Genomic DNA, 24,675 nt, shown 5'->3' with positions numbered 1-24,675 from the left:
ACCGTGTCGCTCACGATCGGAATCGTCGGTCTGCCCAATGTCGGCAAGTCGACCCTGTTCAACGCCCTGACCAAGAACGACGTGCTGGCGGCCAACTACCCGTTCGCCACCATCGAGCCGAACGTCGGCGTGGTCGGCGTCCCCGACCCCCGCCTCGCCAAGCTCGCCGAGATCTTCGGCTCCGCGCGGGTGCTGCCCGCCACCGTCGACTTCGTCGACATCGCCGGCATCGTCCGGGGCGCCTCCGAGGGCGAGGGCCTGGGCAACAAGTTCCTCGCCAACATCCGCGAGTCGGACGCGATCTGCCAGGTCATCCGCGCCTTCAAGGACGAGAACGTCGTCCACGTCGACGGCAAGGTCTCGCCCAAGAACGACATCGAGACCATCAACACCGAGCTGATCCTCGCCGACCTCCAGACCATCGAGAAGGTCCTGCCCCGCCTCCAGAAGGAGTCGCGGATCAAGAAGGACGTCGCCCCGAAGGTCAAGGCCGTCGAGGAGGTCAAGGCCATCCTGGAGGAGGGCCGCACCCTCTTCGCCGCCGGCTTCGTCCAGGGCACCGAGAAGACCGAGCTGCTCCACGACCTCCACCTCCTCACCACCAAGCCCTTCCTCTACGTCTTCAACGTCGACGAGGAAGAGCTCACCGACGAGGACTTCAAGAACGAGCAGCGCGCCCTGGTCGCCCCGGCCGAGGCGATCTTCCTCAACGCCAAGCTGGAGGCCGACCTCGCCGAGCTGGACGACGCCGAAGCCCTGGAGCTCCTGCAGTCAGTCGGCCAGGAGGAGCCCGGCCTCGCCACCCTCGCCCACGTCGGCTTCGACACCCTCGGCCTGCAGACCTACCTGACCGCCGGCCCCAAGGAGACCCGGGCCTGGACGATCAAGAAGGGCGCCACCGCCCCCGAAGCCGCCGGCGTCATCCACACCGACTTCCAAAAGGGCTTCATCAAGGCCGAGGTAATCTCCTTCGCCGACCTGGTCGAAACCGGCTCGGTGGCCGACGCCCGCTCCGCCGGCAAGGCCCGCATGGAGGGCAAGGAGTACGTGATGCAGGACGGGGATGTGGTGGAGTTCCGGTTCAACGTATGACGATCGCCGCCACATCGGCGTAGCGATCCGGCACATACGCAGGTCAATCGGGGTCAGCCTCTTCTGAGGCCGGCCCCGTTGTCGTGCCGGGGGCCGGATCGGTGCGGGATGTTCTGGAGGTCTATTCGTCACCTGTCGTCATCCGGGGCGTCCGGACCGGCCTCCGGATTCTGGGTTGCTGGGGGAGAGGCGGGTGTAGTCGTTGCCCGCAGTGCGTGCAGGGCCGTGCAAAATCCGTGCCCGGCGTGCAGTGCGCGGTACGGAGCGCAGCGATGGGGACGTTGTCTCGGATTGACGGATCGGTCTGTCCGGTGGTCATAGGCTGGCGGCTGTGGTGGACAGGGGCAGGGGCAGAGTGAAGGACGGCATGCGCGGCCTCACCGAGGCGGACCTCAAGGCGTTGGCCGGTGCCCGTTCCTTCGAGCGGGGGCGCGGGTACGTGGACGCGGTGTCCGGGGTCGAGGTCGGTGACGGCTGGATCGGCGCGAGCGTCCGCGGCACGGAGCGGTATGAGGTGGAGTTGGTCCTGGACGGGCCCGGCGGGCTGTCCGGCGAGTGCGACTGCCCGTACGGCCTTGAGGGCAACTTCTGCAAGCACCTGGTCGCCCTCGGCCTGACGGTGCTCGCCCGGCAGGAGAGCCTGCCGCGGCAGCGGAAGGCGGCACGGGACCGGGCGCAGGACCTCGACGGGTGGCTGTCGGCCCGTTCCAAGGGCGAGTTGCTTGCTCTGGTGCGGGAACTGCTCGGCGAGGACCGGCAGTTGCGCCACCGCTTGGAACTGCGGGCCGCGAGCGTCCGCGGGGACCTGGCCGTGGTCCGGGCCCGTATCCGTGACCTGCTCGGCATCGGCCCGTTCGCACAGTACGGGTACGTCGAGTACGCCGATGCCCGCGCGTACGCGGATCAGGCCGGGCAGGCGGTGTCGGCCATCGGCGCGCTCACCGGCTCCGGACGGGCGGCGGACGCGATCGTCCTGGCGCGGGAGGCGATGGAGCTGCTGGCACAGGCGGTGGAGTGCATCGACGACTCCGACGGGTGGCTCGGCCAGGTGGGAGCCGGTCTCGTCGACGCCCACCTCGACGCGTGCCGTGCGGCGCGCCCGGACCCGGGAGAGCTCGCGCGCTGGCTCATCGGCCATGCGCTCGGCGGGTTGGGCGACGGCCTCACCGACATCGATCCGCTCGACTACGAGGACGTTCTCGGTGCGGAGGGGACGGCTCTCCTGCGACAGCTGGCGGTCGAGGCGTGGCGGGGCAACCGCCGCGGCTGGGCGGAGAAGTACCTGATGGAGCGTCTGGCCAAGGCGGGCGGCGACGTCGACGCGGTGATCGCCGTGCACGGGGCCGACCTCGCGCCGAACGGCCACACGCACCTGGTCATCGCCCGGGAACTGGACACCGCCCGGCGCCCCGACGAGGCTCTGGGCTGGGCGGAACGCGGTATGCGGGAGGCTCGGGACCTCGCTGACGTCGACACCGCCCTGGTCGACTACCTCGGTGACCGCTACGCGCAAGCGGATCGGCTCGTGGACGCCGTCGCCCTGCGCCGCGACCACTTCGGTGCCCGCCGCACCCTGCTCACGTACCAGCAGTTGCGGGCCGCCGCCCGGGCCGCGGACCGCTGGCCGGCCGAGCGCGAGGGTGCGCTGGCCCTGTTGAGGGCCGACGCGGGGCAGCGGAAACGGGGCGGATACGGCAGTTCGGTCCTGGTCGACGTCCTGCTCGACGACAAGGACGTCGACGCCGCCTGGCAGGCCGCCACCGAGGCCGGCGCCCACGACCGGCAGTGGCTCTCCCTGGCCGACCAGGCCCGTGCCACCCGCCCCGCCGACGCGCTCGGCGTCTACCTGCGCCTGGCGGAGCCGTTGACCCAGCGGACCGGCAACCACGTCTACGAGGAGCTCGTCAGCCTGCTGCTGAGCATCCGGGACTGCCACCGCCGCCTGGGCTCGCCGGAGGAGTTCACCGGGTACGTGACCGCCCTGCGCACCGCCCAGAAACGCAAGCGGAACCTGATGCGCCTGATGGACGAGCACGGTCTGTGAGTCGGGCGATGAACGACGCCCCCCTCAACACCCCAACCGCCCCCCGCCGAGAATCGTGCATTCGTGGACGAAGGGGCCGTAGGAGCGGACCTCGAAGGCCTGTTGGGGGTGGGCGGAGAGGCCGTGGACGGTGAAGTCCTCGCCGTTGTTGGTGATGTCCTGGGTGTGCTCGCCGTTCGCGTCGACGTAGTGGGTCTCGAACGCCTTCCAGGAGCAGTCCTGGGTGCCGGAGGTGACCTGGACGCGGAGTCCTTCGGGGGCCGCGCCGTTGCCGAGGTCGATCTTCTTGTACTTGAAGAACGGCTCTCCGTAGTGCTGTTCCTCGTCCCCGGTGATGAGCGGGGTGGAGGGGGAGCGGGCCAGGTCGAAGAACATGCCCTCGTAGCTGCCGCCCGCCTGTCCGCGTACCGAGATGACCGTGGTGGCCTTGGCGGGGGTGCAGGTGAGGCCCTTGATGCGCAGGTCCGTGATGACCAGGCTCGCCTTCCGGTCGCTGAGGAGGTCCATGAGCCACTCCTCCGAGTACCCGGGCGAGACGACCTTCATGGCCGGGTGGTGGACGTCGGTGAACGAGACGGCCCGGGCGTGGTGTGCCGCGTAGAAGGGGGTGAGCGGGTCGCCCTTGGGCTGCATCGCGAGGAGGGTCTTCTTGTCCTGGGGGGAGAACGGCGCGTCGAAGATCCGGGCCTCGGGGTACTGGGTGTCCAGGCGCACGGACGCCGAGAACGCCGGGCCGGCGCGGTCGGCCTTGTCGTCGGCTTCGCTGGTGACCCGTGCGTCGTGCTCGGAGGTCAGCCAGTCGGCGCCCTTCGTCGCGACGAGCGCGACGAGTGCGGCCAGGACCGTCCAGGAAAGCCTGATGAGCACCTTGCGGTTCCGGCGACGGCGGTCGGGGTCCGCGGCTTCCGGCATCACGCCGTCGACCAGGTCGTCGAGGAGCGAGGGGGTGGGCGGACGGTGCTGGTCCCGCCTGGCCGGCGCGGGGTCGTGGCCCGAGGGGCCGGTCTGTCCGCCGTCCCCCGACGGGGGCGTGGGCGGCGGGGACGCAGGGGGTGTCCCGCTTCCTGTCATGGGAACCGCCTTACGGTGATAAGTGACCGTCGGAGACGGGGTGTTGATGGTACGACATGGGTGCCCGGCAGGCCGGGTGAGCTGAGGGGGCGGGATCGGTGCGGGTGGCCCGCCTACTGCGGGAACACCTCGAACAGGGTGGCCGGGCGGCCGCGGTGGTGGGTGGCGCCGGTGCGCAGCGAGCGGTCGATGAAGGCGCGGGCGTAGGCGTGGGGGTCCTGGTCGGGGGCGGTGAGGGCCCGGATGTAGGTGGTGTGGGCGGCGAGCGAGGCGACGGCGCGCGGGATGCCGGGGCCCACCTCGACGGCGTGGGTGGGGCGGGGCGAGCCGGCCACGGCGGTCCAGCGGACGCCGGACCAGGGGGCCAGGCCCTCGGCGTCGGCGAGTTCGGGGAAGATCCAGCGGTTGGCGGCGTCGCCCGCGGCGTCGAGGACGGCGCGGCCCACCACCCGGTGGTCGGGGGTGTTCCACTGGGTGCCGAACCAGGTGTCGCGGTGGTTGAGGGTGATCAGGAGTTCGGGGCGGTGCCGGCGGACCGCCGCGGCCAGGTCGCGGCGGAGCGGCAGGCCGGCCTCGATGACGCCGTCCCGGTGGCCGGTCAGGAACTCGACGGTGCGGACGCCGACGTGGGCCGCGGAGGCGCGCTGTTCGGCCTCGCGGACGGCGGCGCACGCGGGCGGCGCGAGGCCGTCGATGCCGGCCTCTCCGCGGGTGACCAGCAGGTAGCGGACGTCCCGGCCGGCCTCGGTCCATTCGGCGATGGCCGCCGCGGCGCCGTATTCGAGGTCGTCGGGGTGGGCCACGACGGCCAGCGCCCGCTGCCAGTCGTCGGGCATCGGGCGGAGGGAGCTGACGGCGGCGTTCTCGGTCGGCATCGCGGCCCCTTTCTGCTCGGTGACGATCGTGACACGGACGGACACGGAACGTGGTGGAACGCTTGTTTCAGTGCGGTCACTGCGTGGCGCGGATGGTGGCTGAACTGCGTTCATTACTTTGGGTGAAACTCAGGTCTTGGGTTGCGGTCAGCAACACGCGGTTGTCACGCTGTTGCTGACTGTCAAGCTGTTGGGAGGGGCACGTGCCTTTCGGTGAGCAGCCCGCGTACCTCCGCGTCGCCGGCGACCTGCGCCAGAAGATCGTCGACGGGGTGCTGGCCCCGCACACCCGCCTCCCTTCCCAGGCCCGCATCCGCGAGGAGTACGGCGTCTCGGACACCGTCGCGCTGGAGGCGCGCAAGGTCCTGATGGCCGAGGGCCTGGTGGAGGGCCGGTCCGGGTCGGGGACGTACGTGCGGGAGCAGCCGGTGCCGCGCCGGATCGCCCGCGGCGGCTTCCAGACCCGCGGCTGCACGCCGTTCCGTCAGGAGCAGACGGACGAGCGCGTGCGGGGCACCTGGGAGTCCAACAGTGAGCAGGAGCCGGCCGGTTCGGTGGTGGCGGCGCGGCTGCGCATCCCGGTGGGTGCCCGCGTGATGCGCACGCGCTACGTCTTCCGCGCCGAGGGCGAGCCGTCGATGCTCTCCACCTCCTGGGAGCCGCTGGAGATCACCGGGCGGACGCCGGTGATGCTGCCGGAGGAGGGCCCGCTGGCCGGGCGCGGGGTGGTCGAGCGGATGGCCGCCATCGACGTGGTGGTGGACAACGTCGTCGAGGAGGTCGGGGCGCGCCCCGGACTGGCGGAAGAGGCGATGGCGCTGGGCGGGGTGCCGGGGCACGCGGTGCTGGTCATCTCGCGGACGTACTTCGCGGGCGGCCGGCCGGTCGAGACGGCGGACGTGATCGCGCTCGCGGCGCGGCACCGTATCGCCTACCACCTTCCGGTGAAGTAGGGGTGTCGCGAACTCCCCGTGCTCGCCAAGTCGACGCCGCGTAGGGGGATCCTGCGGGATTCGTAGGGTCCGGTGGTGCGAATTTCGGCCGAGATGCGCGTCCCATTTAGGCCGGTTTCGTTACCTATGTCGTCCGGATATCGGTGTTGGAAACCTCACAGAGGCTCAACTGGGCGGGATTTTTTGGCCGGTGTGGGAACCGGATCTTCGGATTCGCTCATACGATGGCGAAGTTTGTGCACGGCACGGGGGAAGACCAGGAGACCAGCACGTGAGCACGACGAAGACAACGAGTGCGGAGCAGGGTTCGCATTCGAATTACCGTCGGTCCCTCGGGACCATCGCCCTGACCGCCACTGGTCTCGGGTCGATCATTGGTTCCGGCTGGCTGTTCGGTGCCGAGCGGGCCGCCGCCATCGCCGGTCCGGCCGCGATCCTCGCCTGGGTCATCGGCGCGGTCGTCGCGCTGACCATCGCGCTGACCTACACCGAGCTCGGCTCGATGTTCCCCAAGGCCGGCGGCATGGTCCGCTACGGCCAGTACTCGCACGGCTCACTCGCCGGCTACCTGGCGGCCTGGGCCAACTGGATCGCCATCGTCTCGGTGATCCCGGGTGAGGCCACCGCCTCCGTCCAGTACATGAGCAGCTGGGACTTCAGCTGGGCCAAGGCGCTCTTCGACGGCAAGGAGCTCACCGGCTCCGGCGTCGCGATCGCCAGCGTCCTGCTGGTCTTCTACTTCTTCATGAACTGGTTCGCGGTCTCGTTGTTCGCCAAGACCAACACCGCGATCACGGTCTTCAAGGTCGTCGTGCCGATCCTCACCGCGGGCGCGCTGATCCTGTCCCACTTCGACACCGGCAACATCGAGCGCGCGGGCGGCTTCGCCCCGAACGGCTGGAGCGCGGTCCTCAGCTGTGTGGCGCTCTCCGGCATCGTGTGGGCCTACAACGGCTTCCAGTCGCCGCTGAACCTCGCCGGCGAGGCGCGCAACCCGGGCCGTTCGCTGCCCAAGGCCGTCGCCTTCTCGATCGTCATCGCGCTGGTCATCTACCTCGCGCTGCAGGTCGCCTTCCTCTTCGCGGTGCCCGGCGGGGACCTGAGCAAGGGCTGGGGCGGCCTCTCCTACCACTCCCCGCTCGCCGAGCTGGGGCTCGCCTGGGGCCTGAACTGGCTGGCGCTGCTGCTGTACGCGGACGCGTTCGTCTCGCCGTCCGGCACGGGCATGATCTACGCCGCGACCACCTCGCGCATGATCCAGGGCGTCCAGGAGAACGGCCACCTGCCGGGCATCTTCGGCAAGGTGGACGCCAAGACCGGCATCCCGCGTCCGGCGCTGGTGCTCAACCTCGGCGTCGCGTTCCTGTTCCTCGCGGTCTTCCGCGGCTGGGGCTCGCTCGCCGAGGTCGTCTCGGTCGCGACGGTCATCTCGTACATCACCGGCCCGGTCGCCGTGATGGGCCTGCGCCGGCTGTCGCCGCAGATGAAGCGGCCGGTGAAGCTGCGCGCCATGCCGGTGATCGCCCCGATCGCGATGATCTTCGGCTCGCTGGTCCTGTACTGGGGCAAGTGGCCGCTGACCGGCAAGGTCATCCTGATCATGGCCGTCGGGCTGCCGGTCTGGGCGTGGTACGAGATCGGCCGGCCGTGGAAGCAGGGCCGCAGCCCGCTGCGGGAGCTGCTGCCGCACCTGAAGGCCGGTGCCTGGATGGTGATCTACCTGCTCGTCATGGCGACCGTCTCCTACCTCGGCGGCAAGGAGTTCGGCGGCAAGGGCTACCTGCCGCCGGGCCTCGACCTCGTGGTGGTCGCCGCGATCGCCCTGGCCTTCTACTTCTGGGGCGTGCGCAGCGCCTGGCGCAACCCCTCGCTGGTCGCGGTCGAGGCCGAGATGGCGGCGGCCGAGGCCGGCGGCGAGGCGACCGGCGAGAAGGCTCCCACCGGCGCCTGAGCGACCGTTCGCGGCCCCTGCCGCCCCGTACGACCGCCCGAGTTCCTCGGGCCGAACCGGCCACTCGCGGGCCGAACCTGGTCTTCCAGGTTCCCGCGGGTGGCCGGTTCGGTGTCTCTTTGTGTAAATCCATATCCGGTGCGTAAAGGTCGGGCGTAGGCTCGGGCATATGCGGATTGCGATTTCGGCATCAGCACAGGAGGGGCGCGCCGCGGCGCGCTGCACGGCGGACGGAGGGGCGCAATGACGGAGAACGAGACCGCCTTGCCCTGGCTCGTCATCCGCCAGGACGAAGGCGGCAACCGCTATCGCGTCGGTCGCTATGCCACCCGAGCGGAGGCGGAGCGGGTCGCCGACCGCCTCGACACCCGCGGCAATCAGCGGCTCTACGCGGTGGAGCGGGTCGGCCAGGGCGCGGTGTGAGGAGGTCGGTGACGGGAGCGGAGCGGGGAGCGGGAGGCGAGCGGGGGACGTAGGCTGCCGCGCATGACGACGGTGCGCGTAGTGGTGGGCGGTGCGGTGTGCGAGCGGGGCCGGTTGCTGGCCGCCCGGCGGAGCGCGCCGCCCGCGCTGGCCGGCCGCTGGGAACTGCCCGGTGGCAAGGTGGAGGACGGCGAGACGCCGGAGCAGGCGTTGGTCCGGGAGCTGCACGAGGAGCTGGGGGTCGACGCCGCGCCCGTGGAGCGGATCCCGGGCGAGTGGGTGCTGCGTCCCGGCTATGTGCTCCAGGTGTGGACCGCCCGGCTGGTCTCCGGCCGGCCGGAGCCGCTCCAGGACCACGACGAGCTGCGGTGGCTGCGCCCGGGTGAGGAGCGCGAGGTCGACTGGCTCGACCAGGACCGCCCGGCGGTCGCCGAGGTGATGCGGCGGTTGGGCTCCAAGCCGGCGGTCGGGATCCCGGGCGCGCGGCTGTGAGGGCGGGGCCCGGCGGTCGGTGTGCGCCCCTGGTGGGCGCGGGTGGCGCATTCGCGCCCAGCGGTCGCTCATGTCCGCCCGCTCGCCGGGTGTGCCCACCCTTCCTGGGTATTGCTCCGAGATGCGCCATTTGTTCCACAGTGCACGGTTGAAGGCGGTACTTGCCGCTCGATATCGGGTATGTCCTGATTGGCCCTATTCGATGGGGCCGGGTACGACGGGGGACCCCTCGGCCTGGGAAGTGATCGGCGTGAGCGACAGCGCAGCGGCAGAGGTCCCGGAGCCCGGTCCCCCCGATGTCCGCAGGCGCGGCAAGACGTCCGGTGCACCGAGCGCCGAATGGAGCTTTCCGGCGGACCCCGGTGCGGTGCGCACCGCCCGCACCATGGTCCGTCAGGTGCTCGCCGACTGGGGGTTGAACGGCGCCGCCGACGTCGCCGTGCTGCTGGTCAGCGAGCTCGTCACCAACTCCCTGCGGTACGCCAGCGGTCCCATCGGCGTGCGCATGGTGCTGTTGGGTGCCGGGGCGCTGCTCGTCGAGGTCTCCGATCCGCTGCCCGATCCGCCGCGGACACGCACCGCCACCCCCGATGACGAGGGCGGACGCGGACTCCAACTCGTCGCGCACACCTCGCGGCGCTGGGGGACCCGGCAGGGAAAGAGCGGCAAGACAGTGTGGTTCGAGCTGTCGGTGGCTGGTTAAGAGTCATGTGGGGGCCTGATCGTTGCCATTTCATCGACATTTTGTAGATGGCCTGCGATCGAGACTGTGCTGTGATCGTGAAGACCGTGTTCCGGATAGCCGAGGTGCTGGAATACTCGGCAGGTCCGGTCCGGGCACGATGAGCTGGAGGGGACGGGGCTCGTGAGCGAGAAGTCATCTGGCGGGGTGGTACCTGCGCAGAACGGTGGCCGGGGCGGCACGTACGGTCCGGTGGAGCGGAGCGGCCATCGCCATGCCCGCGAGCCGGAAGGCACGCCCGTGTGGCAGAGCAGTCGGCCCGGATCGATCTACGACTACATCAAGGTCGCCTCCTTCTCGCTCGGCCCCGACGGGCGCATCGACCAGTGGAGCGAGCGCGCCGAGCAGATGCTCGGCATCCCCGCCCGCCACGCCCTCGGCAAGGACCCCGTCGAGGCGTTCGTCCCCCGGGAGTTCCGCGAGACCGGCCGCCGCAAGGTGTCCGAGATCCTCGACGGGCGGGAGTGGACGGGGCTGGTGCCCTACCGCCGGGAGACGGACGGCGCGGTGGACGGGCTCGCCGAGATCTACGTGATGCCGGCCGAGAACGAGGACGGCGAACGCGGCGCGGTCTGTCTGGTCGTCGACGTCCGGGCGCTGCGCGGGATCGAGACCGACCTCGCCGCCGCGCAGGCCGTTTTCGGTCAATCCCCCATGGGCTTCACCCTGTTCGGCACCGACCTGAAGCTGCTGCGGGTCAACGAGCGCTTCGCCACCGTCTTCGGCGGCCCGCCCAGCAAGTACCGGGGCGGCACCCCGCACGACTTCCTGCCCCGCCCCGAGGCCGAGCGGATGACCGCCGCGCTGCGCCGCGTCCTGGAGACCGGCGAACCGGTCAGCGAACTGCAACTGGTCGGCCACGTCCCCGGCGAGGGGGACCGCCGCCGCTGGTCGATCTCGCTCTACCGGCTGCACGGCGCCAGCGGCCGCCCCATCGGCGTCGCCGCGCTCGCCTCCGACGTCACCGGCCGCCGCCGCGCCGAACGCGAGGCCGCCAACGCCCGCCGCAACCTCGCGCTGCTCAACGAGGCCGGTGCCCGGATAGGCAACTCCCTGGACTTGGAGACCACCGCCCGCACCCTGCTCGACGTCGCCGTCCCGCAGTTCTGCGACCTGGCGTCGGTCGACCTCTACCAGGGACTGCTGGCCGGCGACGAGGAGCAGCCGGGGATGAGCGACGGCAGCGCTGAGCTGCGGCGGGTCGCCTTCGCCAGCGCGGTCTCCGACGTGCCGCTGCCCGGCGGCGCTCCCGAGGAGGACCCGGTCACCGTCGGCGCGGTCCACCGCTACCCCTTCAACTCCCCGTGCGCGGCCGCCCTGCGGACCGCCCAGGCGCAGATCGTCCCCGGTCGGGAGGGCGACGAGGGCCCGGAGCTGGGCGCGGTGGTGCACTCCACCCTCGCGGTGCCGATGGTCGCCCGGGACACCGTCGTCGGCCTGGTGCGGTTCTCCCGCACGAAGGGCAGCGAACCGTTCGGCGAGCGGGACACCGCGCTGGCGGTGGAGCTCGCCGCCCGGGCCGCGGTCTGCATCGACAACGCCCGCCTGTACCGCCGGGAGCACGAGCGCGCGCTGATACTGCAGCGCAGCCTGCTGCCGCCCGGCGACCCGGAGGCGGCCGGCCTCGACATCGCCTGTCGCTACCTGCCCGGCACCACCGCGACCGAGGTCGGCGGCGACTGGTTCGACGTGATCGAACTCCCCGGACACCGCACCGCGTTGGTGGTCGGCGACGTCATGGGCCGGGGACTGCGCGCCGCGGTGGCGATGGGCGAACTGCGCACCGCGGTGCGCACGTTGGCGCTGCTGGACCTGGAGCCGGCCGAGGTCCTGGGCGCACTGGACGAGATCGCCCGGGGGCTGGGCGGCAGCGGCGACCGGGGGGCCATGGCGCGCACCGCCCGCAGCCGCTCGGGCGCCCCGGCCGGCGGGCCCCAGAACCGTTCGGCCCGCACCGCCGACCTCTCCGAGGTCTACCTCGCCACCTGCGTCTACGCCGTCTACGACCCGATCACCCGGGTGTGCACCTTCGCCAACGCGGGCCACCTGCCGCCGGTGCTGGTCGAGGAGGGCGAGGAGGCGCTGCTGCTGGACGTCCCGCCGGGGATGCCGCTGGGCGTCGGCGGCGAGCCGTTCGAGGAGATCGAGGTCGAGGTGCCGGACGGCGCGCTGCTCGCGCTGTACACCGACGGCCTGGTGGAGTCCCGGCACCATCCGCTGGACGAGGGGCTGCAGGCGTTCCGCCGTGCGCTCTCGGACGCCGACCGGCCGCTGGAGGACGTCTGCGACCACGTCCTGTCCGCCCTGGACACCTCGCACGGCGAGGACGACATCGCGCTGCTGATGGCCCGGGTGCACGGGTTGCCCAAGGACGCGGTGGGCGACTGGAGCCTGGCTCCGGAGCCGCGTTCGGTGGCCCGGGCCCGGGAGCTGGCCCGCGACCAGCTGACCGACTGGGGACTACAGGCCCTGGTCGACACCACCGAGTTGCTGGTCAGCGAGTTGGTGACGAACGCCCTGCGGCACGGGCACGGGGAGATCCGGCTGCGGCTGCTGCTGGACCGGACGCTGGTCTGCGAGGTCTGGGACGCCGATCTGGCCCAGCCGCGGCGGCGACGGGCCCGGGACACCGACGAGGGCGGCCGCGGCCTGCAACTCGTCGGCCTGCTGAGCGAGCGCTGGGGGAGCCGGCGCACCCCGCGCGGCAAGACCGTCTGGTACGAACTCGCGCTGCCGGACGGCGATGCGGCGCCGGTGGACCCGGCGGAGGCCTTGCTGAGCCTGTTCTGAGGGGCGTGGCCCGGGGTGCGCGGCGGGCGGCCCCGGGGACCCGGGTGGACGGACCCGGGTGTGGTGGTGCGGTCAGGCGTCGCGGAGGTGCGCGGCGGCCAGTTCGGCCTCGCGGACGATGCGTGCGGTGTCGACGTGCAGCAGTTCGCCCTGCGACTTGCGCAGGTGGCCGTCGACGAAGACCTCGCTGACGTTCGGCGGCTGGCCGTTGAGGACGATCTGGCTGGTCCAGTCGAAGCGCGGGGCGAAGTTGAGCGTGCCGGGGTCGAGGACGACGACGTCGGCCCGCTTGCCCGGGGTCAGCGAACCGACCCGGTCCGCCATGCCGATGGCCTCCGCGCCGCCCAGCGTCGCCATCCGGAGCACCGCCGGGAGCGTCGGGTGGATCGCGGCGTCCTCATGGCGGGCCCGCTGGAGTCCGACGGCCGCCTTCATCACGTTGAACATGTCCGAGGTGTCGTTGGTCCCGCCGTCGTGGCCGAGGCCGGCCTTGACGCCCTGCTGGTGGAACGCCGGCAGCGGGCAGATCCCGGACGCCAGCCGCATGTTGCTCAGCGGGCAGTGGGCGATCCGCACGTCGTGCTCGCCGGTCAGTGCGATCTCCTCGTCGGTGAGGTGGATCGCGTGGTTCATCAGCAGGTTCGGGCCGAACGCGGCGATCTCGCGCAGTGAGCGGATCGGGTCGTCGGCGCGGTCGCCCTTGTTCTCCAGGACGTGCGAGTTGAACATCACGCCCAGGTCGCGGGCGACCTCGTACAGCGCGCGCAGCTCCTTGATCTGGCCCATCCCGGCGTGCGCGGAGACCTGGACGGAGGCCAGCGGCAGCGGGTCCAGGAAATCCTTCTTGATCTTCGGGATGAGGTGGGCGTCGGCGGCGCTCTGCGTCGAGGCGTAGACGAAGCGCAGCCCGGAGTCGTCCAGCGCCTTGATGTAGCGCGCGCTGGTGTCGTACGGGATCGGGTGCACCCAGTCGACGAGGGTGGTGACGCCCGCCTGGAGGGCGTCGAGCGCGGCCAGGTGGACGAAGCGGTACATGTCCTGCGGGCCGATCTTGGGGAGCGTGACGCGGTTGCAGTCGCTCAGCCAGCCGTAGAGGTCCTCGTTCGAACAGCCGCCGCGGATGCTGGACTGCCACAGGTGGTTGTGCAGGTCGACGAAGCCGGGCAGCACGATCTTGCCGCGGGTGTCGAGCACCCGGGCGCCGGCCGGCGCGGTCAGGCCGTGGCCCACGGCGGCGACGGTCCCGTCCTTCAGCAGCACGTCGACGCCGTTCTCCAGCTGCCCGAGTGTGCCCTTGCCCAGGTGGGGGTCCATGGTGAGGACCAGGTCCGCGCCGCGCAGCAGGGTGGTGCGACGGTCGCCGGGGGCCTCGGTCGGTCGGGCGGGGCGGTCCTGGGCCAGCGCGGGGAAGCCGGCCGCGGCGGCCAGCGGGACGGTGCCCAGGCCGGCCAGGACCCGCCGTCGGTTCATTTTCGGAAGATTCATTCCGCTCTTATACCGCGGCTGTTCGAATCCACCGTAAGGAGGTTTCCAGCCATGTGATGTGGCATCAGAAATGCTGCATCCAGGGCCAGTTGGGCGTCAGGCGGGTCATTCCGTCCGCCGTCGGATCTTGTTCCCGAGCCACACCAGAGGGTCGTACTTGCGGTCCGCCGCGCGCTCCTTCAGCGGGATCAGCGCATTGTCGGTGATCTTGATGTTCTCGGGGCAGACCTCCGTGCAGCACTTGGTGATGTTGCAGTAGCCGAGCCCGTGCTCGTCCTGCGCGCTGACCTTGCGGTCCAGTCCGCGGGCCGGCGCGGCGTCCAGCGGGTGCATGTCCAGCTCGGCGATCCGCATCAGGAACCGCGGGCCGGCGAAGGCCGCCTTGTTCTCCTCGTGGTCCCGGACGACGTGGCAGGTGTTCTGGCACAGGAAGCACTCGATGCACTTGCGGAACTCCTGCGACCGGTTCACGTCCTCCTGTCGCATCCGGTACTCGCCCGGCCCCAGTTCGGCGGGCGGGACGAACGACGGCACCTGGCGCGCCTTGGTGTAGTTGAAGGAGACGTCGGTGACCAGGTCGCGCAGGACCGGGAAGGTCCGCATCGGGGTGACGGTGAGGGTCTCGGTGCGGGCGAAGACCGACATCCGGGTCATGCACATCAGCCGCGGTCGACCGTTGATCTCCGCGCTGCACGAACCGCACTTGCCGGCCTTGCAGTTCCAACGGACCGCGAGGTCCGGCGCCTGGGTCGCCTGGAGGCGGTGGATGATGTCGAGCACCACCTCGCCCTCGTTCACCTCCACCCGGAAGTCCTCCAGCGCGCCGCCGTCCGCGTCGCCCCGCCACACCCGGAAGTGCGCCTGGTAGGCGCCGGAACGCTGTTCCGCCTGCCGCTCGCTCACCGGCTCAGCTCCTCGTCCGTCAGGTACTTCACCAGCTCGTCCTTGTCGAAGAGTTCCAACAGGTCGCGGCGGATCGGCGGGGTCTCGCGGCGGGAGAGTCGGATCTGCCCCAGCGCCGGGTCCGGATCGCCCGCCGCGTCCCGGTCGTCGGCGAGTCGGCAGACCAGGTTGACGTTGCGCCAGCGCCGGTCCATCTGCGGATGGTCGTCCCGGGTGTGCCCGCCCCGGCTCTCCGTGCGCTCCAGCGCCGCCCGCGCCACGCACTCGCTGACCAGCAGCATGTTGCGCAGGTCGAGGGAGAGGTGCCAGCCCGGGTTGTACTGCCGGTGGCCCTCCACGCCCGCCCGGCGGGCCCGCACCCGCAGCTTCGCCAACCGCTCCAGGGCCTCGGCCATCTCGCCCTCCCGGCGGATGATGCCGACCAGGTCGTTCATCGACTGCTGGAGCTCCTGGTGCAGGGTGTACGGGTTCTCGGCCGGGCCGCCGCCCTCCTCGGCGCTGAACGGGCGCAGCGCCTCCGCCTCGGCGGCGTCGATCCCGCGCGGTTCGGGGATCGGCCGGGTGTGCAGCCCGCCGACGTACTCGGCCGCGTACAGCCCCGCGCGGCGCCCGAAGACCAACAGGTCGGACAGGGAGTTGCCGCCCAGCCGGTTCGAACCGTGCATGCCGCCGGCCACCTCGCCGGCGGCGAACAGGCCCGGCACCCCGGTCGCGGCGGCGGTGTCCGGGTCCACCTCCACCCCGCCCATCACGTAGTGGCAGGTCGGGCCGACCTCCATCGGTTCGGCGGTGATGTCCACGTCCGCCAGCTCCTTGAACTGATGGTGCATGGACGGCAGTCGACGGGTGATGACCTCGGCCGGCATGCGCGTCGAGACGTCCAGGAAGACCCCGCCGTGCGGGGAGCCGCGGCCCGCCTTGACCTCGGCGTTGATGGCCCGCGCCACCTCGTCGCGGGGCAGCAGCTCGGGCGGGCGGCGGTTGCGGTCGGGGTCCTCGTACCAGCGGTCGCCCTCGGCCTCGGACTCGGCGTACTTCTCCTTGAAGACGTCCGGGACGTAGTCGAACATGAACCGCTTGCCGTCGCTGTTGCGCAGCACCCCGCCGTCGCCGCGCACCGACTCGGTGACGAGGATGCCCTTGACCGACGGCGGCCAGACCATCCCGGTCGGATGGAACTGGACGAACTCCATGTTGATCAGCGGTGCGCCGGCCAGCAGGGCCAGCGCGTGGCCGTCACCGGTGTACTCCCAGGAGTTCGAGGTGACCTTGAAGGACTTGCCGATGCCGCCGGTGGCCAGCACCACGGCCGGTGCCTCCAGCACGAAGAAGCGGCCCGACTCCCGGTCGTAGCAGAAGACGCCGGCGACCTGCCCGTCCGTCGTCAGGACGCGGGTGACGGTGCACTCCTGGAAGACCTTCAGGCCCTCCTCGTACGAGCCGGAGACCCGCTCGTCCTCCTGCTGGAGCGAGACGATCTTCTGTTGGAGGGTGCGGATCAGCTCCAGGCCGGTGCGGTCGCCGACGTGCGCCAGCCGCGGGTACTCGTGGCCGCCGAAGTTGCGCTGGGAGATCCGGCCGTCCGCGGTGCGGTCGAAGAGCGCGCCCCAGGTCTCCAGCTCCCAGACCCGGTCCGGGGCCTCGCGGGCGTGCAGCTCGGCCATCCGCCACTGGTTGAGGAACTTCCCGCCGCGCATGGTGTCCCGGAAGTGCACCTGCCAGGTGTCGTGCTCGTTGGCGTTGCCCATGCTGGCCGCGATGCCGCCCTCGGCCATCACCGTATGGGCCTTGCCGAACAGGGACTTGCAGATCACCGCCGTCCGCATCCCCGCCTCGCGGGCCTCGATGGCGGCGCGCAGCCCGGCGCCGCCCGCGCCCACCACGACCACGTCCCAGGTCTGCCCGTCCACATGCGCCATCAGCGGCACACCTTCCCTCGGATCTCTTCGGTTTCTTCGGTTCCCTCCGGGCCCTCGCGGTCCCCGAAAGCCCGCGGACGTCGTGCGTCAGAAGAAGCGCGGGTCCGCGAACGCCCCGCTGGCCAGGAGGAAGACGTAGAAGTCCGCCACCGCCACGCTGATCAACGAGGACCAGGCGAGCAGCATGTGACGGGCGTTGAGCTTGCTGACCCAGCCCCACATCCGGTACCGCACCGGATGCTTGGAGAAGTGCCGCAGCCGGCCGCCGACGATGTGCCGGCAGGAGTGGCAGGAGAGGGTGTAGGCCCAGATCAGCACGATGTTGGCGAGGAAGACCAGCGACCCCAGGCCCATGTGGCCCCAGCGGTAGTGGTCGTCGCGGAAGGTCAGCACGGTGTCGTAGGTGAGGACGCCGGCGACCAGCACCGCGAAGTAGAAGAAGTAGCGGTGGACGTTCTGCAGGATCAGGGGGAAGCGGGTCTCGCCGGTGTACTTCTTGTGCGGTTCGGCGACCGCGCAGGCCGGCGGGGAGGCCCAGAAGCCGCGGTAGTACGCCTTGCGGTAGTAGTAGCAGGTCAGCCGGAAGCCCAGCGGGAAGATCAGGATCAGCAGGGCCGGGGACAGGCCCCACCAGCTCCCGAACAGATCCCAGTTGGGACCCCCGCGCATCGTGTGGCAGTTCTGCGCCAGGCAGGGCGAGTAGAACGGCGACACGTACGGCGCGTGGTAGTAGTCGGCGTTCGCGAACGCCCGCCAGGTCGAGTAGACGACGAACGCGAGCAGTCCGGCGGCGGTGCCGGCCGGCGCCAGCCACCAGCGGTCGGTGCGCAGGTGGCGGGCGGGGATGGCGGCGCGCGAGGCATCGCGCACGCCGGTCGGGCCCGATTGCGGTGCGGGTTCGATGCCAGTGGCCAACGTTACGTCTCCGTCCTTACGGCGCGTGCCGGTCCTTGGCGCCCAGGCCCTCGTCCTCGGCGTCCGTCCACAGCGCGGAGTTGTAGGGGGTGTCCGGGATCGGCACCATCTCGTCGTCGGCCGCGGCGGGCCGGCCGGGCGGCGCGCCGGCGAGGCCCTCCTTGAGCAGCGCCAGGCTCTCCCGGAGATGGTCCGTGTCGCTGCGGACCCGACGGACGTCCAGCCCGCCGCCGATCCGTGCCTGAAGCTTCCCGACCGCCTGGACCAGGGCGTCCAGGCTGCGTTCAACCGCCGTCAAGTCGTCCTGTACGGACATCACATGCCCTCACTTCGTGACGTGTGGTGGGCGATCTCATGCGCCCGAGAGTGTCGCGCGTCACAGTAGGGCTTGGGAAGGGGGCAGGCACCACTACGACTCGAACCGGTGCGTTCCGGACCCGCCGCACGGCACGGAGCGTCGAACTCCGGTGCGACCGGGGACGCCGTTGGGGCGTACGGGGCGGGCGGTGCGCCACCGGGTCCGTCGGCCGGCCGAGCCGGCATTGGGCCGGGTGGGTGGCCTTCGCCGGGCCCGTCGACGTGTCGGTCCGTCAGGAAGCGGACGGTCACCTTCAGTGGGGAGCCCATAGATGTGATGAGCCGCAAAGTCGGCCGGACGTGTTACTGCGGCTCGGCGCGGCGCGGGCGAGCCGGAGGGAACAGTCATGACCGACCACGTCAGCCCAGGCGGCGCGGTGTGCCGGAGGCGCCGCTGTGCCGCGCTCGTCGCGGTGGGGGCGCTGCTCCCGTTGCCGGTCCTGGCCGGTTGCAGCCAGGGCGACACCGCGCCCTCCGTCGCCCAGTCCCAGGACATCGCGCCGGCCCCGCGCGGGATGGTGAAGGACGGCGGCACGCTCCGGTGGGCGATCGACGCGCTGCCCAGCACCTTCAACGCCTTCCAGAGCGACGCGGACGCGGCCACCACCCGGGTCACCGGCGCCGTCCTGCCCAGCCTGTTCACGCTCGACGCGAGCGGCCACCCGCAGCGCAACGCCGACTACCTCGGCGCGGCCGACGTCAGCGCCCGCGAGCCCCGACAGGTCGTCACCTACCAGCTCAACCCCAAGGCGCGGTGGAGCGACGGCCGGCCGATCGACGCCGCGGACTTCCTCGCCCAGTGGAACGCGCTGCGCGGCAAGGACAACGCGTACTGGACCGCCCGCAACGCCGGCTACGACCGGATCGCCAAGGTCGAGGCCGGCGCCAAACCGCACCAGGTCAAGGTCACCTTCGCCCGGCCGTACGCCGACTGGCAGTCGCTCTTCACGCCGCTCTACCCCAAGGGCGTGATGGGGAAGGCCGACGCCTTCAACGACGCGGCGCGGGAGAAGCTCCCGGTCGGCGCGGGCCCGTTCCTGGTGCGCAAGCGGGACGCCGACCGCGGCACCGTCACGCTGGTCCGCAACCCCACCTGGTGGGGCGACCGGGCCAAGCTCGACAAGCTGGTGCTGACGGCGCTGCCCCGGGACAAGCGGTCCGGGGCGCTGGCCGCCGGGACGATCGACGTCGCCGCGGTCGACCAGGGCGCCGCCAAGCAGGTCGCCCAGGCCGCCGCGCCGGCCACCGCCAAGGGCGTGGACGCCAAGGCCGAGGACGCCCGGACCGCCGCCCGCAAGTCCGCACTGGGCGGCTACGTCGTCCGCAAGGCACTGGAGCCCGCGTACACCCAGCTCGCCCTCAACGGCAGCGCCGGGCCGCTCGCCGACCAGCGGGTGCGCCGCGCGGTGGCCCGCGCCATCGACCGGCAGGCGCTCGCCGACTCCGTCCTCAAGCCGCTGGACCTGCCCGCCCAGCCGCTCGGCAACCACCTGCTGATGACCGGACAGCACGGCTACGAGGACCACAGCGACGCGATCGGCGAGGCGGACGCGGGGGCGGCCAAGAAGCTGCTCGCCGACGCCGGCTGGAAGCTCTCCGGCGGCTCCGCACCGCGGCCCGCGGAGGAGGAGCAGGCCGGCGCCGGCCGCGCGGTCACGCCGGACCGGTCCGACGACGACGGCGACGACGGGTACGCCGAGGACCCGCGGGCGGACGAGCCCGGGGACGGCACCTCCGCGGACCGGTCCGGCGACGCCGAGACGGACGGCCGCAACCCGCACCGGCCGGGCGCGGGCGCGGACCGGGACGGCGCCCGTCCGGCCGCCGCCGAGGCACCGCTGTCCTTCGCCGGTGCGGTCGGCTCCGAGGTCCAGCAGGCCGCCCTGCTGCGGCAGAGCGCGGCCCTGTACAAGGCCGAGGCCGCCGACGAGCGGGCGGCGGCCGCCGGGGACACCGGCTCCGCGGCGTACGGCAAGTACCGGCGGTACAAGAAGCGGGCCGCGCAGGCGCTGGGCGCCGCCGAGCTGATCGAGACCGGGCAGGCCCCGCACCTGCCCGGGGCAGCCGCCGGCCACGCCGCGCTGCGCACGGCCAACAGCCCGTTCCGCGCCTTGCAGGCCGGCACCGGGCACTCGCCGGAGGCGGCCGCGGGCCGGGCGCCCGGCCGGGCGCCGGTGCTGAAGAAGGACGGCCGCCCGCTGGCGCTGCGCTTCGTCCTCCCCGACGGGCCCGGCTCCGAGCAGCTGCGCACCGTGGGCCGGCGGATCGCCGGGATGCTGAACCGGATCGGGGTGCAGACCGCGATCCAGCGGGTCCCGGACGCCAGCTACTTCAAGGACCACATCGCCTCCGGCGACTTCGACCTGGCGCTGTACTCCTGGCCCGGCACCGCCTTCCCGGCGACCGACGCCCGGCCGATCTTCGCCAAGCCGCAGCCGGCCCCGGACGGTTCGCTGACCGTCGAACAGAACTACAGCCGGGTCGGCACCGACCACATCGACCAGCTCTTCGACCAGGCCGCCTCGGAGCTGGACGGGGACGCCTCGCGCACCCTGGTCGAGCAGGCCGACGCCCGGATCTGGGCCGCCGCCGGGTCGATCCCGCTCTACCAACGGCCGGAGCTGGTGGCCACCCGCAAGACGCTCGCCAACATCGGCGCGTTCGGCTTCGCCACGCCGCGTTTCCAAGACGTCGGTTACAAGAAGTAACGGCTACGCCAGAGCTAAAGTTCGGTAAGGAACCGCAGGTCAGAGGCGCTACGTACGGGCTGGGGCGGCCAATGTCGCCACAGCCCCGTACCATGGGGTGAGGCCGTGGCGTAGTTGTGCCCGGCGGGCGCGCGTACCGGACCGTACGCGCCGCCATCCACGATTCCGGGAGAAGCGCCGCACCGTGTCCGCCACACGTCACGACATCCGCAACGTCGCCATCGTCGCCCACGTCGACCACGGCAAGACGACCATCGTCGACGCCATGCTCAAGCAGGCGGGCGCCTTCGCCGCGCACGCCGCCGAGTCCCTCGACGACCGCATGATGGACTCGAACGATCTGGAGCGTGAGAAGGGCATCACGATCCTCGCCAAGAACACGGCGGTGAAGTATCACCCCAAGGACGGCGGGGAGCCCATCACGATCAACATCATCGACACCCCCGGCCACGCCGACTTCGGTGGTGAGGTCGAGCGCGGTCTGTCGATGGTGGACGCCGTCGTGCTGCTGGTCGACGCCTCCGAGGGCCCGCTCCCGCAGACCCGCTTCGTGCTCCGCAAGGCCCTCCAGGCCCGGATGCCGGTCATCCTGTGCATCAACAAGACCGACCGCCCGGACTCCCGGATCGACGAGGTCGTCAACGAGACCTACGACCTCTTCCTCGACCTGGACGCCGACGAGGACCAGATCGAGTTCCCGATCGTCTACGCCTGCGGCCGTGACGGCATCGCGTCGCTGACCAAGCCGGAGGACGGCACCGTCCCCGCGGACAGCACCAACCTGGAGCCGTTCTTCTCCACCATCCTGGCGCACGTCCCGGCCCCGACGTACGAGGAGGACGCGCCGCTCCAGGCGCACGTCACCAACCTCGACGCCGACAACTTCCTCGGCCGCATCGCGCTGCTCCGCGTCGAGCAGGGCGAGCTGCGCAAGGGCCAGACCGTCGCGTGGATCAAGCGGGACGGCAGCATCGCCAACGTCCGCATCACCGAGCTGATGATGACCGAGGCGCTCACCCGCAAGCCCGCCGAGAAGGCCGGCCCGGGCGACATCTGCGCCGTCGCCGGCATCCCCGACATCATGATCGGCGAGACGCTGGCCGACCCGGAGAACCCGGTCGCGCTGCCGCTGATCACGGTCGACGAGCCGGCGATCTCCATGACCATCGGCACCAACACCTCGCCGCTGGTCGGCCGGGGCGGCACGGGCAAGGGCGCGAGCGCCAAGGCCGCGGTCAAGGACCGCAAGGTCACCGCCCGCCAGGTCAAGGACCGCCTGGACCGCGAGCTGATCGGTAACGTCTCGCTGCGCGTCCTGGACACCGAGCGCCCCGACGCCTGGGAGGTGCAGGGCCGCGGTGAGCTGGCGCTGGCCATCCTGGTCGAGCAGATGCGCCGCGAGGGCTTCGAGATGACGATCGGCAAGCCGCAGGTCGTCACCAAGGACGTCGACGGCAAGACCTACGAGCCCGTCGAGCGCATGACCATCGACGTGCCCGAGGAGCACATGGGTGCCGTCACCCAGCTCATGGGCGTCCGCAAGGGCCGGATGGACAACATGTCCAACCACGGCTCGGGCTGGGTCCGCATGGAGTTCGTCGTCCCCTCCCGCGGTCTGATCGGCTTCCGCACGGAGTTCCTGACCAACACCCGTGGCACCGGCATCGCGCACTCCATCCACGAGGGCCACGAGCCGTGGTTCGGCACCCTGACGACCCGTAACAACGGCTCGCTGGTCGCCGACCGCTCGGGCGCGGTCACCGCCTTCGCGATGACCAACCTCCAGGAGCGCGGCGTGCTGTTCACCGACCCCGGCACCGAGGTGTACGAGGGCATGATCGTCGGCGAGAACTCGCGCTCCGACGACATGGACGTGAACATCACCAAGGAGAAGAAGCTCACGAACATGCGGTCCTCGTCGGCCGACTCGTTCGAGGCGATCGTGCCGCCGCGCAAGCTCTCCCTGGAGCAGTCCCTGGAGTTCTGCCGCGACGACGAGTGCGTCGAGGTCACCCCGGAGGCCGTGCGCATCCGCAAGGTCGTCCTGGACCAGAAGGAGCGCGGCCGCTCCGCCTCGCGCGCCAAGCACGGCTGACGCCACCCAGGCCCTTCACGGCGCCCCGTCGGACACGGTCCGGCGGGGCGCCGCCGTATGGGCGCACGGCGCGGTCGGCGGTGGTCGTCGTCGGTCATCCGAGGGGTTTCCCGGGGGTTCGGAGCAGTGGCGACCGGTGCCGGGGTGCGGTATGCGACGGTTTGGGCTCTGATGTGGGCTACGTGTGGTCCCCGTGACTACGTGTGACCCGGAGTCCGGACCGTAAGGAGGCACCATGCGCCCAGCGGTGTGCGCGAAGTGGGCCGGCTGCGCGGCGGCGGTGGCCCTCGTGGCCACCGGGTGCGGGGGCGGGACCGCCGGACCGGGCGGCTCCGCCGTCGTCAGCGCCTCCTGGGGCGACCCGCAGAATCCGCTGGAGCCGGCCAACACCAACGAGGTGCAGGGCGGCAAGGTGCTGGAGATGCTGCTGCGCGGCCTCAAGCGCTACGACCCCGAGACCGGCGCGGCCAAGAACGTCCTGGCCGAGAAGATCGAGACCACCGACGCCCAGCACTACACCGTGACCCTCAAGCGCGGCTGGAGCTTCAGCGACGGCGAGAAGGTCACCGCCAAATCCTTCGTGGACGCCTGGAATTACGGCGCGCTGCTGGACAACAAGCAGAAGAACGCGCCCTTCTTCCAATACATCGACGGCTTCGACAAGGTGCACCCCGACAACGGGAAGCCCACCGCGAAGACCCTCTCCGGACTGAAGGTGAAGGACGACCACACCTTCGACGTCACGCTGAACCAGAAATTCTCCAGTTGGCCGGACACCCTGGGCTATTCGGCGTTCATGCCGCTGCCCCAGGCGTTCTTCCGCGACCACGCCGGCTGGCTGAGGAGACCCGTCGGCAACGGCCCGTACGTGGTGGATTCCTACACCAAGGGCAGCGTGCTGAAGATGCGGAAGTGGAAGCGGTACCCCGGTCCCGACCCGGCCCAGAACGGCGGCATCGACCTGCGCGTCTACACCGACAGCGAGACCGCCTACACCGACCTGCAGGCCGGCAACCTCGACCTGGTCGACGACATCCCGGCCTCCCAGCTGAAGAACGTCCGGTCCGACCTCGGCGACCGCTACCTCAACCAGCCGGCCGGCATCATCCAGACCCTCACCTTCCCGATGTACGACGCGCACTGGGGCAAGCCCGGGATGGAACGGGTGCGGCGCGGCCTGTCGATGGCGATCGACCGGCAGCAGATCACCAAGGAGATCTTCCAGCACACCCGCACCCCGGCCACCGACTGGACGTCGCCGGTCCTGGGGGAGAAGGGCGGCTTCAAGGAGGGGCTCTGCGGCGACGCCTGCGTCTTCGACCCGGCGAAGGCCCGCCAGCTCATCAAGGACGGCGGCGGACTCCCCGGCGGCCGGATGACGATCACGTACAACGCCGACACCGGCTCGCACAAGGACTGGGTCGACGCGGTCTGCAACAGCATCAACAAGACGCTGGGGAACGACAAGGCGTGCGTGGGCAACCCGGTCGGCACCTTCGCGGACTTCCGCAACCAGATCAGCGCCCGGCAGCTGACCGGCCCCTTCCGGGCCGGCTGGCAGATGGACTACCCGCTGATCCAGAACTTCCTCCAGCCGCTGTACTACACCAACGCCTCCTCCAACGACGGGAAGTTCAGCAATCCCGACTTCGACAAACTCGTCAACCAGGCCAACGCCGCCCCGGACACCCGGCAGGCGGTGGCGAAATTCCAGGACGCGGAGCGGATCCTCGCCCGCGAAATGCCGGCCATTCCGCTCTGGTACCAGAACGGCAGCGGCGGCTATTCGGACCGGATCAGCAACGTGCGGCTCAATCCGTTCAGCGTTCCGGTCTACAACGAGATCACCGTCGGCTGACC

18 protein-coding genes are annotated in these 24,675 nt (G+C 71.2%); 11 read left to right on the top strand and 7 right to left on the bottom strand.

What is annotated here, in order from left to right; all coding sequences use genetic code 11:
• Nucleotides 1–3: 3 nt before the first annotated feature.
• Nucleotides 4–1,092 carry a redox-regulated ATPase YchF gene (ychF, locus tag ACJ6WD_RS03825; protein WP_020929592.1) on the top strand — a complete coding sequence of 363 codons (1,089 nt, stop codon included), beginning with the start codon at nucleotides 4–6 and terminating at the stop codon, nucleotides 1,090–1,092.
• A 367-nt stretch (nucleotides 1,093–1,459) separates the two neighbouring features.
• A complete protein-coding gene (locus ACJ6WD_RS03820) occupies nucleotides 1,460–3,136 on the top strand; it encodes an SWIM zinc finger domain-containing protein (RefSeq protein WP_407615136.1) in 1,677 nt (558 codons plus the stop codon).
• 24 nt (nucleotides 3,137–3,160) lie between these two features.
• Here ACJ6WD_RS03820 and ACJ6WD_RS03815 read toward each other — a convergent pair whose 3' ends face one another.
• Together ACJ6WD_RS03815 and ACJ6WD_RS03810 are read right to left on the bottom strand one after the other, a co-directional pair.
• Complete coding sequence (locus ACJ6WD_RS03815; RefSeq protein ID WP_407615135.1) at nucleotides 3,161–4,207, bottom strand: hypothetical protein; 1,047 nt, start codon at nucleotides 4,205–4,207, stop codon at nucleotides 3,161–3,163.
• Nucleotides 4,208–4,320: 113 nt separating this feature from the next.
• Entirely contained in the window at nucleotides 4,321–5,082 is a 762-nt protein-coding gene (locus ACJ6WD_RS03810) for a PIG-L deacetylase family protein (protein ID WP_376442463.1), read from the bottom strand.
• A gap of 203 nt (nucleotides 5,083–5,285) precedes the next feature.
• Between ACJ6WD_RS03810 and ACJ6WD_RS03805 the strand changes: the two genes are divergently transcribed.
• The 6 genes from ACJ6WD_RS03805 (at nucleotide 5,286) to ACJ6WD_RS03780 (ending at nucleotide 12,433) form a co-directional block, all read left to right on the top strand.
• On the top strand, nucleotides 5,286–6,035 hold the full coding sequence (locus ACJ6WD_RS03805; protein ID WP_233656921.1) for a GntR family transcriptional regulator: 750 nt from the start codon (nucleotides 5,286–5,288) through the stop codon (nucleotides 6,033–6,035).
• Between the two features lie 271 nt (nucleotides 6,036–6,306).
• Entirely contained in the window at nucleotides 6,307–7,986 is a 1,680-nt protein-coding gene (locus ACJ6WD_RS03800) for an APC family permease (RefSeq protein WP_233656920.1), read from the top strand.
• 243 nt (nucleotides 7,987–8,229) lie between these two features.
• Nucleotides 8,230–8,409 carry an SPOR domain-containing protein gene (locus tag ACJ6WD_RS03795; RefSeq protein WP_016572758.1) on the top strand — a complete coding sequence of 60 codons (180 nt, stop codon included), beginning with the start codon at nucleotides 8,230–8,232 and terminating at the stop codon, nucleotides 8,407–8,409.
• A gap of 63 nt (nucleotides 8,410–8,472) precedes the next feature.
• A complete protein-coding gene (locus ACJ6WD_RS03790) occupies nucleotides 8,473–8,901 on the top strand; it encodes a (deoxy)nucleoside triphosphate pyrophosphohydrolase (protein ID WP_233656919.1) in 429 nt (142 codons plus the stop codon).
• Between the two features lie 241 nt (nucleotides 8,902–9,142).
• Complete coding sequence (locus ACJ6WD_RS03785) at nucleotides 9,143–9,604, top strand: ATP-binding protein (protein ID WP_016572756.1); 462 nt, start codon at nucleotides 9,143–9,145, stop codon at nucleotides 9,602–9,604.
• A 279-nt stretch (nucleotides 9,605–9,883) separates the two neighbouring features.
• A complete protein-coding gene (locus ACJ6WD_RS03780) occupies nucleotides 9,884–12,433 on the top strand; it encodes a SpoIIE family protein phosphatase (RefSeq protein WP_233656918.1) in 2,550 nt (849 codons plus the stop codon).
• Between the two features lie 72 nt (nucleotides 12,434–12,505).
• On the opposite strand, the gene ACJ6WD_RS03775 is transcribed toward ACJ6WD_RS03780, so the two are convergent.
• From ACJ6WD_RS03775 to ACJ6WD_RS03755, 5 genes are all read right to left on the bottom strand, one after another.
• A complete protein-coding gene (locus tag ACJ6WD_RS03775) occupies nucleotides 12,506–13,903 on the bottom strand; it encodes an amidohydrolase family protein (RefSeq protein WP_407615134.1) in 1,398 nt (465 codons plus the stop codon).
• A 120-nt stretch (nucleotides 13,904–14,023) separates the two neighbouring features.
• Nucleotides 14,024–14,821 carry a succinate dehydrogenase/fumarate reductase iron-sulfur subunit gene (locus ACJ6WD_RS03770; RefSeq protein WP_233656916.1) on the bottom strand — a complete coding sequence of 266 codons (798 nt, stop codon included), beginning with the start codon at nucleotides 14,819–14,821 and terminating at the stop codon, nucleotides 14,024–14,026.
• On the bottom strand, nucleotides 14,818–16,740 hold the full coding sequence (locus ACJ6WD_RS03765) for a fumarate reductase/succinate dehydrogenase flavoprotein subunit (protein ID WP_233656915.1): 1,923 nt from the start codon (nucleotides 16,738–16,740) through the stop codon (nucleotides 14,818–14,820). Before ACJ6WD_RS03765 ends, ACJ6WD_RS03770 begins: the two co-directional genes overlap by 4 nt.
• 87 nt (nucleotides 16,741–16,827) lie before the next feature.
• Nucleotides 16,828–17,655 (bottom strand): hypothetical protein, encoded by an 828-nt coding sequence (locus tag ACJ6WD_RS03760; protein WP_407615133.1) that lies wholly within the window; start codon nucleotides 17,653–17,655, stop codon nucleotides 16,828–16,830.
• Between the two features lie 16 nt (nucleotides 17,656–17,671).
• A complete protein-coding gene (locus ACJ6WD_RS03755) occupies nucleotides 17,672–17,971 on the bottom strand; it encodes a hypothetical protein (RefSeq protein ID WP_016572749.1) in 300 nt (99 codons plus the stop codon).
• 388 nt (nucleotides 17,972–18,359) lie between these two features.
• Between ACJ6WD_RS03755 and ACJ6WD_RS03750 the strand changes: the two genes are divergently transcribed.
• The 3 genes from ACJ6WD_RS03750 to ACJ6WD_RS03740 all read left to right on the top strand — a co-directional run bounded on the left by ACJ6WD_RS03750 (nucleotide 18,360) and on the right by ACJ6WD_RS03740 (nucleotide 24,673).
• Nucleotides 18,360–20,720: an ABC transporter family substrate-binding protein gene (locus tag ACJ6WD_RS03750; protein WP_331248535.1), complete on the top strand. Its 2,361-nt coding sequence runs from the start codon at nucleotides 18,360–18,362 to the stop codon at nucleotides 20,718–20,720.
• A gap of 184 nt (nucleotides 20,721–20,904) precedes the next feature.
• Entirely contained in the window at nucleotides 20,905–22,815 is a 1,911-nt protein-coding gene (typA, locus tag ACJ6WD_RS03745) for a translational GTPase TypA (protein WP_233656913.1), read from the top strand.
• Between the two features lie 235 nt (nucleotides 22,816–23,050).
• Nucleotides 23,051–24,673 carry an ABC transporter substrate-binding protein gene (locus tag ACJ6WD_RS03740; RefSeq protein ID WP_233656912.1) on the top strand — a complete coding sequence of 541 codons (1,623 nt, stop codon included), beginning with the start codon at nucleotides 23,051–23,053 and terminating at the stop codon, nucleotides 24,671–24,673.
• The last annotated feature ends 2 nt before the right edge of the window (nucleotides 24,674–24,675 follow it).

The organism is Streptomyces sp. VTCC 41912 (assembly GCF_045799175.1).
Lineage (GTDB): Bacteria > Actinomycetota > Actinomycetes > Streptomycetales > Streptomycetaceae > Streptomyces > Streptomyces albulus_C.
This window is presented reverse-complemented; position numbering and strand designations above follow the sequence as displayed.

Bases quoted from the DNA above. Each gene is read 5' to 3' on its own strand.
- ACJ6WD_RS03820 (WP_407615136.1), top strand. From the start codon at position 1,460: ATGCGCGGCCTCACCGAGGCGGACCTCAAGGCGTTGGCCGGTGCCCGT.
- ACJ6WD_RS03815 (WP_407615135.1), bottom strand. From the start codon at position 4,207: ATGACAGGAAGCGGGACACCCCCTGCGTCCCCGCCGCCCACGCCCCCG.
- ACJ6WD_RS03810 (WP_376442463.1), bottom strand. From the start codon at position 5,082: ATGCCGACCGAGAACGCCGCCGTCAGCTCCCTCCGCCCGATGCCCGAC.
- ACJ6WD_RS03795 (WP_016572758.1), top strand. From the start codon at position 8,230: ATGACGGAGAACGAGACCGCCTTGCCCTGGCTCGTCATCCGCCAGGAC.
- ACJ6WD_RS03790 (WP_233656919.1), top strand. From the start codon at position 8,473: ATGACGACGGTGCGCGTAGTGGTGGGCGGTGCGGTGTGCGAGCGGGGC.
- ACJ6WD_RS03775 (WP_407615134.1), bottom strand. From the start codon at position 13,903: ATGAACCGACGGCGGGTCCTGGCCGGCCTGGGCACCGTCCCGCTGGCC.
- ACJ6WD_RS03765 (WP_233656915.1), bottom strand. From the start codon at position 16,740: ATGGCGCATGTGGACGGGCAGACCTGGGACGTGGTCGTGGTGGGCGCG.
- ACJ6WD_RS03755 (WP_016572749.1), bottom strand. From the start codon at position 17,971: ATGTCCGTACAGGACGACTTGACGGCGGTTGAACGCAGCCTGGACGCC.
- ACJ6WD_RS03750 (WP_331248535.1), top strand. From the start codon at position 18,360: ATGACCGACCACGTCAGCCCAGGCGGCGCGGTGTGCCGGAGGCGCCGC.
- ACJ6WD_RS03740 (WP_233656912.1), top strand. From the start codon at position 23,051: ATGCGCCCAGCGGTGTGCGCGAAGTGGGCCGGCTGCGCGGCGGCGGTG.